This is a genomic window from Litoribaculum gwangyangense (genome assembly GCF_039543505.1).
Classification (GTDB): Bacteria; Bacteroidota; Bacteroidia; order Flavobacteriales; family Flavobacteriaceae; genus Litoribaculum; species Litoribaculum gwangyangense.
The window spans coordinates 164,317-182,808 of sequence record NZ_BAABJW010000005.1 but is presented as its reverse complement, the minus strand read 5'-3'; the positions used below and the strand labels follow the sequence as shown (position 1 = coordinate 182,808).

Sequence of the window (18,492 nt, the reverse complement as noted above, 5' to 3'; positions counted from 1 at the left end):
AATTTTTAATTGTTTAGTTAATTATTTCGTTTTTGATTTATAGGCCTTCCATTGTTTTTGGCGCTCAACACCAATAACATTTTTTACTTGATTGTAAACTTTATTACCTAATTCTTTTTGTTTCTCTTTTATAATTTCAGGGTCACCGGCATATTCCTTTTGAATAGCTTGATTTTCTTTAAATCGGTCTAATTGTATTTGGTAAATAGCTTTGGACTCCTCCTTGCTTAAGGATAAAACTTCTGTCATTTCATCTGCAAATTTTTGTGCTTTTTTTGCAGGGTTTGGTTGAGCGCCTAAAGTTAGCGCGAACATTAATACCATTATTGTAATTAAAAATCTCATAGTTATATTTGTTTAAGTTTACATAAAAGTAGATAGTTATAAATTGAATATGGTTTTCGCACTAATCGAAAAGGTTTAAATACTAACCACTCAAACTATAAACGATTTTAAATGGAAGATTTGAAGTATCTATGTGAACATTTTTGTGACTTTTATAGAATAATTGATAGAAAATTTATTATCTAATTTCTATTATCGGTTCCTTTTTTAAGTACCCAAGCGTCTGTAAAAATGTATCCGTTTTAGAAACTGTATCCTTGTAATTCTCGATTTTATTATAATTAAAGAATCCATGTTCTTTTCCTTCATACAATAAAAGTTCACATGGGCTTCCTACTTTTTGCATAACGGTTTGGTAGTATTTTACGGTTTCAACGGGAATTAAATTATCTATAGTTCCCTGAAAAATAATGGTAGGTGGCGCGCCTTTTTCAATATTGTGCAGTGGTGAAAAATTTTTATAAGCGTTACCGATTCTATCATAACCTACACCAGCAGGACCATTATCAATTGCCGGATTAAAAAGAACTAAAGCATTAGGCTTACAACTTATTATTGTATTATCTGTGTCCTCATTATAACCCTCAATCAATGCGGCCGCAGCAGCCAATTGCCCTCCTGCAGAACCACCTGAAGCAATAATTTTTGAAGGATCTATATGATATTTAATTGCGTTTTCTCTAACAAATCGAATAGCCGATTTAGCATCTTTAAGCGATTCAAATGGTGTGCTTTGGTGTCTATTTGTTACTCTATAATCCACAAGAAAACAAACTAAACCACGTTTAGAAAAATATTTAGCATGTGGTTCAAATTGTTTCATGCTGCCCTTATTCCAACCACCGCCAAAGAAAAATACCATGGCAGGGTATTGTTGTTTTGCATCCATTTTTTCAGGATAGTATACTTGCATAAATAATTTAGTACTATCTATTTGTTTATACTGGATTTTTTCTTGGGAAAAGCAATTAGTTTTAATAAATAATAAACTAATTAGTATTGTAAAAATATATGCTCCCTTCATAATTGTTTTTATTTGCTGGATTTTTATTTTATTGATCATTGGAACCATTAAAAAGAATTAAAGTGATTAAAAATCAATCTATTGCCAAGGAATAGAACCAGAAGTTTGGATGTGTTTCGTTAATTCTTTGAACAAGGATTCTTCCTTAGTTTTAAGGTTAATTGGCTTTGTTTCCAAAGGGTCTTCCAACAAATCAAATAATTTATAGGATGAAAAAGGATCATTTTGTAACAGTTTGTATCGACCATCAGTAATCGCATAATAGCTCCTACCCCCATACTTATGTCCTTCGCGGCGCATCCAAATCAAACTTCTATTGGCATTAATAGGCTCTTGAGGGCTTGTTAAAATAGGAATTGGTCTAGATGGAAGATCAAGTTTTTTATTAAATCCAGCTAACTCCAAAATAGTTGGATAAAAGTCCATTAAAATTAAAGGTGTGTTAACAACTTCGTTTTGTGATTGATTGGGTAATTTCACCAAACAAGGCACGCGAATACCACCTTCTAACATATCGCCTTTACCTCCAGAGTAAGGTGCATTACTTGCACCATATTGAAGCGCTCCACCGTTATCTGAAGTGAATACAATGATGGTATTTTCTAATTGATTAACTTTTAAATGATTTAAAATACGGCCAACACTATAATCTAAATGCTCGATTAAGGCAATCATCTTTTGCCTTTTTAATGTTAAATGAGATTCTCTCCTTTGAACTTTAATCAACCACTCATTGGGGGGTTGTACTGGATCGTGAGGAGCATTATAAGCTAAAAACAGAAAAAAAGGAGTTTTCTGTTCTTGAATATAATCCAAAGCCCAATCTGTAAACAAATCCGTAGCATGCCCTTCAAGTTTGATTTCCAAATTATTTTCTCGCATCCAGTTTATACCATGTCTTTGATGGGTATAATAATCATCCATCATGTCGCCTACATAACCTTTAAAAAAATCAAAACCTCTATAGTGGGGTAAATCGGGAGCTTTATAGCCTAGGTGCCATTTTCCAATGAGTGCCGTTGAATAATTTAAGGTTTTTAAAGATTCTGGAAGTGTTTTAACATCATCCTTTAAGTTTCCCCAAGAGTTGTAGGGCATATCACGAATCACACCTGGCACACCAACCATGTCGGGATAATTCCCAGTAAGAATAGCTGCGCGACTAGGGGAACAAACCGTGCTGTTTGCATAAGCTCTAGTAAACCGAATACCATCTTTACCCAATTTGTCAATATTTGGAGTTTGTATATCTTTTGCGCCATAACAACTCAAATCGCCATAACCAAGATCATCCGCTAGGATGAAAATAATATTGGGTTTTTCTTGACTGCTAACGCCGATAAAAAACAAAGAAAAACCGAGAATAATGATTGTTTTTAATTTACTTTTTTGAATAAATTTTTTCATTTTTTCCCGGTTTTTAAAATTTGAACTATTAATCAAATTCAATAATATCGGATATTGGGAGTATGTACGAATAGTCTTTAACAGCTACTGGTACAGATTCACCATAAAAATCAGAGGTTTTAGTTAGTTTTGGTGAAGCTAATACCCAATAAAAGCCCTTTTCTTTTGGTGCGTAAAACGCTTCCTCAATATTATCTTTCAATAAAAAAGCATCTTTACAATCAGGGTTTTTTGAATAAAACAACGAATATGATTTAAAGTCGTTTGTAGCATTCCAGCTTATTTGATTGTTTTTAATAGTGGTTTTTATTGGGGAGTACTCTTGAAATCGCCATTCGGCCATAGTTTGGAAATACATGTCCTTATATATGGTTTGATGGGATTTACTAAAAATTAAGTTATTCAGTTCGTCTGGATCGTCTTTTAAATTATAAAGCTGATCAATAATACCGTGAGTATAAATAAACTTATAATCCCCTTTTTTCATCATTCTTGAAGGTAGATTTTTGATACCTGGTATAAGATTATAATCGGTTCCTCTAAATTCTGAAAATACCACTCTGTCCTTAATTTCTGAATTATCTTTAAGTAATTTTACTAATGATATGCCTTGAGCAGTTTCTGGTATTTCACCATCAATCAATTCGATAAGAGTTGGCATAACATCAACAAAACTAACATTCGTATTATTGAATACGTTTTGTTTGAATAATTTTGGGTATGAAATTATAAATGGCACGTTAACCGCATCTTCATACATATTATGTTTTCCCCTTAAACCGTGTTCAAACATATGCTCTCCATGATCTGTAGTATAGATAATAATGGTATTTTCATATAAGCCATTATCTTTAAGTGATTGAACAACTCTTCCAACCATATCATCCATTTCTGTTATACAAGCATTGTATGCCGCCATGACATTTTTAGCATTTTGAAGTTGCTTTGGTATTCCTGAATGCACCCAATTAGAGACCCACGGATATTTACCTTTTTTATACCAATCATCATGGGTTGTGGGTAATTCAAAATCATCGGGATTATGCATGGCCAAGTATTTCTTGGTAGTCGTAAAAGGGGCATGTGGTTTTTCAAAGCCTACGTGTAAAAAAAAGTTTTTTCCGTCTTTTCCCCTTTTTTCTATAAACTCTGTACTTTTTTTGGCAACCACCATATCAAAATTGTCTTCATCATTTTCTACTAAACTAGGAACGTACTCCTCGTTTAAATGCATGGCACCTCTTTTGTAAACATCGCTGTATTTTTTAAATTGTCTGTAGCGCATATAAGCATCTTCACCAACCTCATCTTCATAATGACCTCCAGGGAAATAAGTGTAATAACGAACACTAATTTCATCAAATCCTAAATCGTTTCCATCTTTAAAATCCTCATCAACATTTTTTTGTAATTCACCATGAACGTGCATCTTTCCAGGAGAAGCCGTCATATAATTTTGTTGCCTAAAAACTTCTGGCATGGTTTTAATACCCTCATGATAGCCTGTTTCCCTTAAATAACCACTTCCAATGTTTTTTATTTTTCCGTTAGGCATGGTAACTGGGGCTTTATGATAAATAGCTCCGTTAGCATAAGGATACATTCCTGTAATTAGGGAGGCTCTTGCAGGTGCACAAACTGGTGCCGGCGTATAGCAATGATTAAAAATGACCCCAGTTTTTGCCAATGCATCGATGTTAGGCGTAATTGCTAAGTCGCTTCCATATGCTCCAGTGGCTTCTAATTTATGCTGATCGGATATAATTAAAACAACATTGGGCTTTTGACTTTCTTGACAAAAACCAAATATTGTAAATAAGGATATAATTAAAATATTAGCTCTTGTTTTTTTCAAAGTATCATTTTAAATTAATCAATATTCTCGTTTGCAGAACTTTCAATCAGCGGAATAGGCCAAGTATAATCCTCCGGTCCTCTTGCTCCAACTGAATTACCGTAGGTTATTCTGCAATACTCGTCGTAAACACCCATTCTAGTTAAATCAAAAAACCTGTGACCTTCCATATATAATTCTACGCCTCTCTCTCTTAATAATTCTTTCCTAAAATCATCCATGGAAAATCCAGAATAATCTACATCATCTAATCCTACTCTATTTCTTAGCGCATTAATATCATTATTTGCCAATTCGGGAGATTGATTTGCCTCTGCCAGTGCCTCTGCTCGAAGCAAATAAACATCGGCAAGTCTAATTACATGCCAATTTTGTTGACTTGTATATTCGGTAGTAGCATCGGTATCTATGTATTTACCTGTAAAAACTCTAAATAAATTACCTGCTGGAGAACCATTTTCAATTCTTGTTCTTGCATAACCTGTTAGACCAGAACCTAATGCATAAATAAAGTTTTCATCTTGATAATTTTGAATGATTGTATTAAGATACCTTGCATCAAATTTATCTATACTCGCGTTGATAAATTGTGGTTGTAGCATATTTGTTCCTCCAAAACCACCACCTGCAAGACCAGAATTTCGAGGCGTAAATAAGTTAGAAACAGCAGTACCTTCACCTGCTATAGATGCCCCTTGGATATCAAAAAGCATTTCAAAATTGTTGCCGTTTTTAGCATCAAAAATTGTTTCATATTCTTGTAAGTCTGTTGATAGTCTATAAAAAGGTTCTTGAAGCACGAAATTTGCCTGTTCAATGGCCTTTTGATAATAAAAATTTGGATTGTTGGTGAATCCTAAATACTTAGCATTGCCTTCAATACCAGCTTGTGCCGTTCTTAAGGATGAAGCTATTTGAATATAAGCCTTGGCTAAAAGCGCATGAGCCGATGCCTTGGTTACTCTACCAATGTTGTTACTAAACCCGCTTCTAGTTTCATTGTAACCCCAACAATGTTCGCTAGCAAATTCTAAATCTTCGATTATTGCCCCATATATATCTTCCAATGGTGATAATGGTAAACCTTTTTCACCAGGCAAGACTGGAGTTAATCTAAGAGGTACTTCCCCATAGCATCTCGCTAAGTTAAAATAATGTAATGCTCTTAAAAATCTTGCTTCACCAAGAATTCTTAACTTTAATTCCTCATCCATTTCTGGCACATCTGGTACTCTTGCAATAACATTATTCGCCTCCTTTATGGCTACATAAATATCTACCCAAGATCTTTCTATCAAAGGTTCTGCATTTGTTATAGTCCCAAACCTAAAGTCGCGATGATTAAAACTACCTTGCCCTTGATCTGAAGCTGCATATAAGTTGGATAAAAATTGTTGCCTATAATACCCATTAGCACTTTTAAGCTGAGCATAAGCACCCGTTAATCCGGCCAGAGCATTGGATTCATTTTGATAAAAAGCATCGATATCAACCTGTATTCGTGGTTCTTCATCAAGATATCCTTCACAACTTGTAAATACAGCCGAGGTTAACAGCAAAGTGATAAACAATATAATTTTTTGAATGTACGTCGTTGTCATGTTTGTTAGTTTTAATAATTGAAATTTAAGCCAAAAGAGTAGGTTTGAACACCAGGGTATCCTCCAAAATCCACACCTCTACGTTGAGGGTCTTTGTTAAAAGTTGTCACTTCAGGATCATATCCTGGATAATCTGTAATAGTTACCAAATTTTGAGCTGTAGCATATACTCTAAGGCTATTGCTATTTTTAAAATTAAAAGTGTAACCCAAGTTGACGTTTTTTAATCTTATGAAAGAGCCATCAAACACGTTTCTATCGGATGAAATTATTCTTGGGCTATTGGCATCGATAATTGGAGCTGGATATGCAACACCTGATGTTTTGCCTACAGATGGATCAGAAAAGACATTACCTGTAGCATCAACATTTAGCGGCGCTTGCCAAGAATCTTGGAAAGCAGAAGCTAGACCATTTCTAGTATTTGAGTTGCCAGCTATTGGCCAAGTATCTACCCAAAAAATATCGCCTCCTTTTTGTGCTGTAATAAGCATACTCAAATCCCAATTTTTATATTTAAAATTGTTATTTATAGCAATATTAAAATCAGGATTAGGGTCCCCAATTTGTGCGTAATCATCAAAGTTAATAACTTGATTGCCATTACTGTCAACAGTATTCGTATCATTATTGATATATCTTCTTTCTCCTGGTGCTGCACCTGCTATACCGCTGGCATTAGCTTCTTCCCAAGATTCGTATATACCATTTGTTTGAGCACCCCAGAAAATTCCTAAAGGACTACCAACATTGAATAAAATAGGATTTTCTTGAGCAAAACCCACGTTGGGTCCCAATTGAAAATCTAAATTCGAATTTAAACTTTTAAGATTATTTCGGTTTAGGGTAAAGTTGGTTCCAAAATCCCATTTAAAATTATCGTTACTAATAATGTTGGAGTTTAAAGCTATTTCGAGACCATAATTTTCTACTTCTCCAAAATTGTCTAATATTGTAACAAAACCATTGGAAGCTGGAAGAATAACATTTTGCAATAAATCACTTGTAAGCTTGTAATAGGTATCTATAGTAACATTTACCTTATCATTTTTTAATCCTAAATCTACACCAAAATTAAATTGGTCTGTAAGTTCCCATTTTAAATTGGGATTTGGCAAATTAGATTCTATGAAACCAGTAGCTATTTGACCATTAAAATTATAACGAATAGCTTCACCTAGCGATAATGATTGGAATGGTGGAATGGCATCATTACCCACTCTACCGTAGGATAATCTAAATTTAAGATTGGAGATTGCTTCTGATTTTCTTAGAAATTTCTCATCAGATGCCAACCAAGCCAATGCCACAGATGGAAAGAAATTAGCTTTATTTCCTTTGGCAAGTTTAGATGAAGCATCTATCCTAGCGTTAACGTCTAAAAAATACTTTCTTTTATAATTATATCCTACTCTTAGGATACTAGATAACAACCTAGAATCCAAAAAATTAGACTCAGGTGGTAAAATATCAGTTGCGGCGCTGAGATCGTAAAATTCCAACACATCACTCCCAAAACCAAAGGCTCTATTAAACATAGTTCTTATTCTGACATCCTCCACGGTTCCTATAGCTACGGCATCGATTCTATGTTTTCCGAAACGGTTTCTGTACCTCAAATTAACTTCACCATATAATTTTCTGTATTGTCTGGAGGCTTGAGATGCTTCCCCATTGTTTCGTCTCCCCCTTGTAGTGTTAGTTGGGTAATAAATATCACGGTCACTTTTTTGAAAATTATATGCTCCTTTTACAACACCAGTAAGATTAGGGGTAATCTTTGCCGTTACAGCCAGATTCTGAATAAGGTTGTAATTCTCTTTAAGATCGGTAACATCTCTTGCTAAAGTGAAAGGATTAGAAATTATGTTACCTTCATTGAGCTCTGCATATTCAGTGTCATCTTCACCAATAGCTAAAAGTCCAAAAACAGGTTGAAATTGAAGAGCTTGAGAAGTCACACTTCTATTTAACAATAAGTCGCCATTTCCTACTGAGGCAGAATTTCCTTTGTTATAAGCAATATTTGTTTTAGAAAAAATATCTATTTTATCATTAAATGCTTTTCTACTTCCATTTACATTTAAGGTAACTCTTTTATTGCCTGTATTTATAATAACACCTTCAGTGTCAATAAGACCCAGACTTACGAGGAAATTATTTTTTTTATCACCTCCTCTATAAGACAGATTATATGATTGTGAAAAAGCCTCTGTAAAAACCACATCTTGCCAGTCTGTATTAACACCTGTAGTTGTTGGATAAGGAATGCTAAACCCATCTAATTGAGGGTAATTAGCAACCGTTAAAGCTTGAGAACCATCAAATGGATCCGTATTATCCAATGGATTTGTAATATTAATATATAATTGATTAATGGCTCTTCTATTCATGTAATTTTCAAACGTAGGACCATCCATAACATTTATCTTATTGGTAATGGTGGTTAAAAAATTATCTACTGTAATTGTCAGATTATCTCTTCCATTTGTACTACCACCTGTTTTTGTAGTAATTAAAACTACCCCATTCGCACCCCTTGCCCCATACACCGCAGTCGCTGCAGCATCTTTTAAAACTTCAATTTTTTCAATATCATTTGGATTAAGAAAACTTAAAGAATTTTGAGAAGCTCCAGCACCTGCATTTCCTTGTGCGTCTTCTACCGAATCTACTGGTAAACCATCAACAATGTATAGAGGCTGGGTACCTCCCAGGAATGAGTTTGTACCTCTAATAGAAATGGCTACACCCCCACCAGGTTCTCCATTTTCTGTAACCACAACACCTGCAACTTGGCCTTGCAAAAGTTGTTCTACAGATTGCGTTCTTTGTTGCTCTAATTTTTCAGAATTCACTTGGGAAATAGAGCCTGATAAGTCTCTTTTGTTTATGTCAAAATAACCAGTACTGATAACAATTTCATCAAGCTGTGAAATATTTGTTTCTAAAAAAACCTCAACAGTAGTTGATGACACCGTAATTTCTTTGGATTTCATACCAATGAAAGAAAATACCAACACATCACCTTTTTTGGCATCCAATTGGAATTTTCCATCAAAATCAGTAACGGTTCCTTTTGCGGTACCTTTTAGAAGTACCGAAGCTCCTGGAAGTGGTTGCCTAGTTTCTTCTTCCATAACAGTTCCGTTTATTGTAATTTCTTGAGCTACCAATACCATAGGTAACAATAAAATTGATAGAAATAATTTTCTCATTAGTTTAGATAATTAGTTTATAATTAGTTTTTTAAATACAATTGCATTATAAGAATCTTGAATTTTTACAATGTAAGTCCCTGATTTAAAGTCATTAATATTTATTATATCATTGTTTGAATAGGGTAGTGATTTTAAGATTCTTCCATTCATATCAAAAAATGAAATTTTATTATTGTCTTTTAGACCTTTAAACTGAATAAAACTTTTAGCTGGATTTGGAAATAATTTAATTTGATTTTTCAATGCTATATTTATTTCAGAAGAAAGCGTCGAAGCCCATTGTTCCATCAAAAAACTGGCAGCAACACCCCAAGTTCCATCTGGTTCTTTTATCCACTTACCAACTAAATATTGGTATAAGAAATTTGTATCATATTGCGTGTCCTTTTCCCAGGTAAAACCGTTAGGTCCAGCCTTGTCGTTTCCATACAAATTCCATAAATAAAAGTTTGGGATTCCAAGTCCAAGGGCAACTCCTATATATCTTGCATACCTATTAGTAATGCCCGTTGGATTTGATATCCCTTGGTAATATGGTGGATTTTCATTAATTCCAAACTCGCCAATCTGCACAGGAAAAACTGCACCCAAATCACCTGTTTCATTAGTAAAATAACGCGCTATTTCCAATCCCTTCCACATAGCGTGTCCCAATGGATTATTGGTATCAAACCAACCTCCATCATAAGCTGACCAAGATGATAAATCGATTCTAGTAGAAGGAATTACATTACCTAAAACACTAGGGGTATTATTTTCCATCATGGTAATCCTGCTGCCATTTTTAAGCATCCAAAGTTTATTGAATTCAATAGCATAAAATACTTTTGCAGTAGCACCAATAAATTCATTTCTAGCACGCTCTGTTCCTCTTTGTCTGGCTCTAAATAATCGGGCCATACCTTCTGTGAGCCATTCTATATCGTCGGGAATAAGAGATGGATTATCTTCCCATAAAACTCCTTGTCCTCTTAACATCCAATCACCTTCCCAATTTTGATAGGTAAATGTTTTGTCCAAAGATCCATAGGTTTCTAATAGGTGTTTTGTTAACTCGTAAAATTGTTGTTCTTGGTCAAGATAATTTTCGTGATTAAAATCGGGACCGTTTTTATAGAACGATTGATTTTTAGTGGTGGTCCAAAAAGTGTGTTTTTTAATATGTGAACGCTTAAACAAGGAGTCAACATATTCATGTTGTGCAACTTCTTTTAGGGAATTAAAATTTGGCCAAGTATGATTAAAATGATAAGCCGATTCCATGTTACCATTAATGGAGGTAAGGGTAGTTTTTAAGGAGGTTGCTCCAAACTCTTTATACACATCTAAACCTTCTAAAAGATAAGGTCTATCCGTAAAATTATACCATCCAGAAATATGACTTGCCCCGAATACATCTTTAATTTGAGGAACATTAGCACCTTTATTGGGATCAAACTGGTCCAGAGTAGCAGTAATTTGAGCTTTGGTTGACATGGTTTCTGAATAATGTTTTCTTACTTCCCCATTATTAATTAGCAAGAAATTAGGATTGGCACTTGATAAATTATCGAAATCTACACCTTGCCCTAAACGCAAAAGCCCTCCGGGGTTTATAAATAATGAAAAGCCAGCTGCTTCGGTTTTCTTGTCTAGAATTCCTTTATTGATTTTTTGAGTATATAGGCTACCTTGACTGGATATAGTCAAAGAAGATGATTCCCCTATGGAAGTATTCTTTGTAAATAAACTTACATCGTTAGTAACTACGATACCATGAATAATTAAGTCAGATTTAGCTGTTGGCGAACTGAATTGATAATCACTTCCTGTCAATCCTAAAATTCCTTTAATTCTAAGATATGCATAATGGCTTATTGTAACATTTACCCGATTATCTGATTTTATGGCGAAATTCTCATTGATAATAATGTTATATAAATCAATTGTTAGATTTTTATTTTCAAAATTACTGGAGATACTTAAAGATTTTGGATTGAAAAAGCCAGAACCAGAAACAAAGGTTTCATCCTGGGTAAGATTTAGGTAAATTCGACTATTATATAGATATATAGACCCATCACCAGATCCTGATGGTTGGTTTCGTCCAGAGGAAAAAGTACCATTACACAATATACTCCCATTGATTCTCAAGTCTTTTGCAAAATTTGGGGTATTATGACCCATATCAAGAGTAGCCGTCTTTTTTACTTGAAGGTTCTTACATAAGTCTACAATTTGTTGTGATACTGCTCCCTGAATATCTATATAAACCGTATGTCCATCATTTATAATCACATCTGTTGAAGCACTAGGAATTTGCCCATTACTCCATATGGCAGGGTTGCTCCAATTTCCACTAGACACAGTAGTAATGGCAGTTGAAAAATCAATATTTTGATTGCTTACCAATGATAATTGAGCAAAGTTATTGAGTGCAATTAGAAAGAATACAAATGAAACTCTCGTTCTATTTATTTTAAATGGAAGCTTCATTTTTTAATTTAATGATGTTAAAAGCTCTGTTCTTATTTCCTTGTAAACACCTTCCAAAATATTCAAGGCTTCCTTCTTAAAATCTTCGTAACCCGGATATTCTTTATGTTCCACCCTATAATTTTTTAGGTACTCATTAACTTGTTTGTAGTAATTTTGATGCAAATAGTACATAGGTCTTTTCTCTCCTTTTTCGTTTATTAACGACATGTTCTTAGACTTACCGTCTTCAGTGTACTCATTGTTGTACAATTGCCAATACAAGGTAAAGGGTAAATCCTCTTCTAAAGATATTTGCATAATATCTTTAGCATTGTCAAACTGTTTAAGGTTTGTTTCTGGCCTATCTTCAAAGGCATGACCTCCGTATTCACCAATAAAAACCCTGCGCTTAAAAGGCAATCCTTCTTTGGGTTTTAATTGGCCTTCAATGTAATTCAACACTTTGGTCATAGATTCCCTATTCGCTTCATAATCCTTTTTCTTACTAGATTCGTAGCTTGAATAGGATACAAAATCTACATCCACATTAGGTAGAATATCCTGAGCAATACAGGTTTTTCCTTCCATTCCCTTTACCGCTAGGTTCACTTCTATATAATAATACAGAGACACATTTTTTGACTTAGTTTTAGCTTTTGCATCGGCGATGGCACGTTGTCTTATTTGAAACCACTTAGTCATATTTTCTACATCTTCTTTTGAAGGGGTTTTGTTTCTACCCCCTTCACCATGAAGCAACCAATCGCCTTCCCAATTACCAATAAAGAAGGTTTTACCGGAATTGTTATGTTTTTTAAGGAGATAGGAAGTAAAATCAAACATTTCGTTGTAAAGTGTCTTTTCTTGTTTTTTACTGATTCCTTTTTTCCATTTAATCCCTGTAGTAGTATGCACCCAGAAAAAATAGTATTTAAAGTCCATGTCAAAAACCTTGTCATAATCTGGTATGAGATCTATAACATCCATAATTTCATAAGCATCGGATGGTTTAAGACCATAATTTTTTAAAGTCTTTTCAGATATAGTCGTCTTAAAAATATTAGACCCCAAGGCTCTAGTTTGTTTGGCTTGTTCTATTAATTTTGAGTCTTTGGTAAACTGATATTTTGTAGGGAAACTATTTATACCTAGGACAAAATTGTAATTCTCTAATTGAAATGGTGCATCATACTGACTATTCTGTCCAGATATTGCGGTACAAATAGAGAATAGCAATAAAAATATTATAGATCGATTCATTTTATATTATGGATTTAAGCTTTTAAATTGAAGTGCATTTTTTCTGAAAACATCAAAACTTGGAAGCTCATCGTTTGCTTTTTGGTAATTAATTAGAAATTCTTTTGATTCATTATAAAATGAATTATGGGTGTACCATATGGGTTGTTTTTTTCCTTTATCGTCAATGAGCCAGTAACCTACTTGCTCGCCAGTGTCTGGTTTAATTTCATTATTATACATTTCCCAATAAAGAATAAAAGGTGAACCCCATTCTAATGCCGCTTTAATCGTCCAAATGGATCGGTTATTTTGCATCTCATCACTATGATGTAAACTAGGGTTACCATATTCTCCAATCCATACGCGCTTTCCTGATGGTAATCCTTCTTTAGGAGACAATTGGGACTCTAAAAAATTTAAAGACTTTTTTAGATTTATTCTAAGCGAGTCTTCTGTTTTATATGGATTTGTTGAATCGTAAGACGAATACGATACAAAATCTGGATTTACCACATTTACTACACTATTGGCAACAACTTTAGTCTTTGCTTCATTAAGGGCTTTTCTAACCAAATTCACCTCTATGTAATGGTATACTTCAACATTTTTATGCTGTATATCTCGTTTAGCATCATCGATAGCCTTTTGTCTTGTTTTTGCCCATCGAATCATGCCATTTAATGTATTTGGGTTTACAGGTTTAGTTCTATCGTAATCCGGTCTTAAATGCCAATCCCCCTCCCAATTACCTAAATAAAACACTTTACCAGTACCACTGTAAGTTTTTAAGAGGTAGGAAGTAAATTCATAAAGTTCCTTATAAAGTGCCTTTTCATATTTTTTAGGAAAACCATTGATAAATTTTATTTGAGCAGTATCATCTTTTTTTCCAACGGGTTCTGGAGTATATTGCGAAAAACAATAGGACCAAATATGGTAATATTTAAAATCCATATCCAAAACCTCTTTAACTGATGGTTCTAACGTCGCTAGGTTTGTTAAAGAGTTTATTTTTTCATTTTTTGGAAGGCCATAGTTTTCAGAGAAGTATCTCGGATTCATGGAAAATTTCAAAAGATTCGATCCCATTTTCTTTATCTCCAAAGCTGTTTCCAGCAACATGGTTTCATCCGTGAACTTGTATTTTGAACCGACGGTTTGGGTTCCAATAACATAATTATAAGATTCGATTTCTGAAGTAATTTTGTCACTTGTTAGTAAATCTTTACGAGTAATCATGCTCACTATAAAATAACTGATTCCAAAAACAAAAATCAATTTTAATAGAACAGATAATGATTTAACTTTTTTCATTGTATGGCAAAAGGTTTAATAGATGCAATTTCTAAAAAACCATCAGAAAAAAGGTTTAGGAGCAATTCGACTAGGTTTAAATTTCGGTCAAAAACCAAAACACGCCAGTCTTATGGTAAAATAACTACTAGCCGCAATGATAGTTACTAATTTTCATCTATGAACTCCTTAGGTGTTTTACCGTAGTGTTTTTTAAAGAGTGTACTAAAATATTTTGGATCATTAAAACCAGATTCGTAGGCTATATCGGAAATCCTAGCGTGAGTTTTGCTTTTCATCAATTCTTCAGCATGAGATAATTTTATTTTTATTATCAAATCAGAGGGAGACATTTGGATTAAACCTGTTAGTTTCCTGTATAGATTTGATCTACTTAATCCCATAACATCACATAAATTGTCTATAGAAAAATCTTTCTCCTTGATATTTTGCTTAATGATTTCAATAACATCCGATAGAAAAAATTCATCTGGGCTCAGCTGTTTTTTAACCTCTTTATCCTCTAAAATATTTGTAACATTATTCCTTGATTTTATGAGGTTGTTGATTGTAGCTTTTAAGACTTCTACATTAAAAGGTTTTTCAACATAGGCATCTGCTCCTGTTTCTAATCCTTGGATTTTATCATCTATCTCCGACAAAGCAGTTAGCATAATAACAGGAATATGACTGGTTTTAAAATTTGTTTTTAGCAAATTACATAATTCTTTACCGTCCATTTCTGGCATCATTACGTCTGTTATGATTATATCAGGGCTTTTGGAAAGTGCAATGAGCAATCCTTCTTTTCCATTATTAGCATCAATTACTATATAATCCTTGGTAAGTTCATTTTTAATGGCCTTTCTTAGCTCCTCATTATCTTCAACCAAAAGTATTAGTTTGCTCTTATTGATTAAATCATTCACTTTATATTCCTTTTGAGGAATTTGAATTTCATCCATAAGTTCGTCATTATGGTAATGTTCCGTTCCATTGGGTAAAACAACAGTGAATTTAGATCCTATATTTTCTTTACTTTCCAAAAGTATTTTTCCTCCATGTAGCTCTACAATCTTTTTTGAAAGCATCAATCCTATACCAGTTCCAGGAATTCCCTTGTTTGAAACATTTGTGCCTCTTGTAAATCTCTTAAAAATAAGTTCTTGTTGATTTTCAGGTATGCCAATACCATTATCCTCAAAATCAATTTTAATCGTATTATCATTGCATAAGTTGACCTTAATATTAATTTCACCACCTTCATTACTATATTTAATGGCATTTGATATTAAATTATAAAATATCCTGCTCATTTTTGGTTTATCAAACCAAACGGGAAGATGCTTCACATCCATATTAATATCTATCGATTTCTCCTGCAGAATGGGGGTAAAGTCATTTATTATTGAAGCAAGGCAGTCCTTTAAGTCTACTTTACTAACTGAAAGTTTAAGTTGCTTTTTATCAATTTTTTGGAAATCCAAAAGTTGAGTCACATACTCATTAAGGTTTTCAGTGTTCCTTTGAATAAGTTCTATCGATTTTTCTACATTCTCTTGATTGGAAAGCTGCTTAACAAGGAGTTGAATTAAAGATACTGGTGTTCTAATATCATGTGCTACTTCAACAAAAAATTTAATTCTATTTTCATCAAATCTTTTACGAATATTAGCTTTGGTTACTTTGTATATTAGGAAAACAAAAAAGCAGGAAATTAAAAAATAGGAAATGAACGCTACTGTAGTTTTCCAAAAAGGTTTTTTTATTTTAATGTTCAAAACAAAATCATTCTGTGCCTTTTCCCCATCGGCATTAAAACCTGTTGCCAGAAGTCTATAATTACCTGGTTTTAAATTTGAGTAGGTAATTTTTTCGTTCCCATATGAGTTCCTTAAATTCTCATCATATCCACTTAATTTCCACTCAAAATGATTTCTTTTAGACCCATGAAATTTTATAGTTTCAAAATTGAACGCTATCGTATTCTGATCGAAGTTTAAGACAACATCTTTTACAAAATTGATGTTTTTACTAAGTGTTAAACTATCTGGTTTTTTTCCATTTATTTGAAAATTTGATACATAAATATTTTTTATGGTACGGTCTTTTTCAAAATCTATTGGCTGAAAAATAACTGCTCCATCGGGTCCACCAAAAGCCAAACGACCATCCTTAAGTTTAGCAGAGGCTCCAGTTCCAAATTCTTCTATGTATAGTCCATCTTGATCGCTATATTTTCTGAATAGTTTATTTTTAATGTCATACCTCCACAATCCCGATATACATGCTAAATACAAATTTTGTAAATTATCTTTTTTAACAGAAAAAACAGTGCCTATTTCTTTGTTGGTGTTTAAACTAATATTTTCTAATGATTCATCGCTTAGGTCAAATTTGTATAATCCATTTGTGGAGCCAATCCAAATGGCGTTGTTTAAAGGATCAAAATTTAAATTGTGTATTTCGTTTAAGTTGCTAAAAATGTCTTCTTTTAACCTACGAACGCTTCTATTTCTTTTATTTATCTCATAAAACCCATTGCTTGAACCTGCGTAATTTATATCGTCATAACCTTTCACCATATACCTTACCAAACCAACATCATAATTATTGACATGTCTACCTTGATAATAATGCATTAAAGGTCCATCATTTCCAATCGCAATCCATAAATCGTCATCAAAAACAGAAATATGAAAAATTAATTTTGAAGGCACCGTTGGTTCCAACTCTGAACTAATCATTAAGTTTTTATCTTTATCGAAGGTTAATAGGCCTTCACCATATGTACCTAGTAAAAGATGCTCTTTGTATTGGGCAATAGCCAGTACTGCAGTATTGAAAAGTTTTGGATTATTAGTAAAATTAATAAACTCTTGGTCTGCAAATTTGCTTAAACCATTTTCAGTACCAAACCATAAATCTCCATTACTAGTTTCAAAAATAGATCTTATGGTATTGTTATTTATACTATTATCATCATTAAGTATATGGCTTATTTCTTTGAAAATATTGTCATTTTCATAAATAATGTTAATTCCCCCCTCTCTTAATCCCAGCCAGTAGGCATTTAAATTATCAACATAAATCTCGTATATACTATTTTGACTTATGCTGTTAAAATTATTTAAATTATGGCTAAATGTTTTGGTTATTTTAAGGTTTTCATCTATCACAAAAAGTCCTAATCGGTCTATAGCAACAAGAGCATTTTGCTGATTGTCGAATTTTATTTTCCGAATCGCGTAAGTTTTTTTCTGTAATTCATTAATGTAAACTTGTGTAATTTCCTTGTCATCTTTTATAAATAATCCTTCAACTTCAGTACCTATCCAAAGCCTATTTCTAAAATCTAATGCAACGTGAATAATGTCTTTATTCTCTAATATTATTTCTTTAAGCAATAATGTACTAGACTCCTTTTTAAACTCATATACATAGCAGCCTTTACCAGTGGCTGAATACACTATATTATCAACGACTAAAATTTTTCTATTAATAAAGGTTTCTGGATGTAAAATATCTGAAGCTTGATGCAATTTTAGATTGAAAATAATAAACCCATAATCCAAACCAATTAAAATTCTATCATCATCTAATTTTGCAAGTGATAAAAATCTCTTTTTTTCTATATGCAAAATCTCGTCAAAACGATCGTACTCATAATCATATTTAATTAGATAGCCATTAAGACTTATCATGTATAAAACCCCATTACTATTTAATATATCTATGATACCGCTACCCTCAACATTTGTAATTTCATTTAGATCGTAATTCTTGAACTCTACACCAGAGTATCTATTAAGACCTTTATCTGAACCAATCCAGAAATATCCTAGGCTATCTTTTTCAAAAATATTTATTGTGCCGTTAATTAGACCCTCTTTAGTGTCCAACCTTTTAACTAGTTGAGAATAGGCAGAAAAATGAAAGACTACAAAAACGATAAATAATAAAAAGTAGTTTTTAAGGCAGTTCATAAATGTGAAAATGTTTTATTAAACATAGTAAAAAAATAAATACCCAATATGAACTTATTGG

Annotated in this window: 10 protein-coding genes; all 10 read right to left on the bottom strand. The window is 33.0% G+C overall.

The genetic code is table 11. From position 1 onward, the window contains the following. Positions 1–21 precede the first annotated feature (21 nt). Positions 22–345, bottom strand: coding sequence for a hypothetical protein (locus ABD963_RS14470; RefSeq protein WP_345278034.1), 324 nt, complete (start codon positions 343–345; stop codon positions 22–24). A gap of 178 nt (positions 346–523) precedes the next feature. Then, positions 524–1,258: an alpha/beta hydrolase gene (locus tag ABD963_RS14465; RefSeq protein WP_345278033.1), complete on the bottom strand. Its 735-nt coding sequence runs from the start codon at positions 1,256–1,258 to the stop codon at positions 524–526. A 189-nt stretch (positions 1,259–1,447) separates the two neighbouring features. Continuing rightward, the gene (locus tag ABD963_RS14460) at positions 1,448–2,776 is read right to left on the bottom strand and encodes a sulfatase-like hydrolase/transferase (RefSeq protein ID WP_345278031.1); all 1,329 of its coding nucleotides are present in this window, start codon (positions 2,774–2,776) and stop codon (positions 1,448–1,450) included. Positions 2,777–2,804: 28 nt separating this feature from the next. Continuing rightward, positions 2,805–4,631 (bottom strand): sulfatase family protein, encoded by a 1,827-nt coding sequence (locus ABD963_RS14455; RefSeq protein WP_345278029.1) that lies wholly within the window; start codon positions 4,629–4,631, stop codon positions 2,805–2,807. Between the two features lie 14 nt (positions 4,632–4,645). Beyond that, positions 4,646–6,232, bottom strand: coding sequence for a RagB/SusD family nutrient uptake outer membrane protein (locus tag ABD963_RS14450; protein WP_345278026.1), 1,587 nt, complete (start codon positions 6,230–6,232; stop codon positions 4,646–4,648). A gap of 11 nt (positions 6,233–6,243) precedes the next feature. Further along, positions 6,244–9,450: a SusC/RagA family TonB-linked outer membrane protein gene (locus tag ABD963_RS14445; protein WP_345278024.1), complete on the bottom strand. Its 3,207-nt coding sequence runs from the start codon at positions 9,448–9,450 to the stop codon at positions 6,244–6,246. Positions 9,451–9,462: 12 nt separating this feature from the next. Then, positions 9,463–11,928, bottom strand: coding sequence for a T9SS type A sorting domain-containing protein (locus ABD963_RS14440; protein ID WP_345278022.1), 2,466 nt, complete (start codon positions 11,926–11,928; stop codon positions 9,463–9,465). A gap of 3 nt (positions 11,929–11,931) precedes the next feature. Further along, positions 11,932–13,170 (bottom strand): hypothetical protein, encoded by a 1,239-nt coding sequence (locus ABD963_RS14435; protein WP_345278020.1) that lies wholly within the window; start codon positions 13,168–13,170, stop codon positions 11,932–11,934. Between the two features lie 6 nt (positions 13,171–13,176). Beyond that, the gene (locus ABD963_RS14430; RefSeq protein WP_345278018.1) at positions 13,177–14,466 is read right to left on the bottom strand and encodes a hypothetical protein; all 1,290 of its coding nucleotides are present in this window, start codon (positions 14,464–14,466) and stop codon (positions 13,177–13,179) included. Between the two features lie 146 nt (positions 14,467–14,612). Then, complete coding sequence (locus tag ABD963_RS14425; protein WP_345278016.1) at positions 14,613–18,431, bottom strand: hybrid sensor histidine kinase/response regulator transcription factor; 3,819 nt, start codon at positions 18,429–18,431, stop codon at positions 14,613–14,615. Positions 18,432–18,492: the final 61 nt, after the last annotated feature.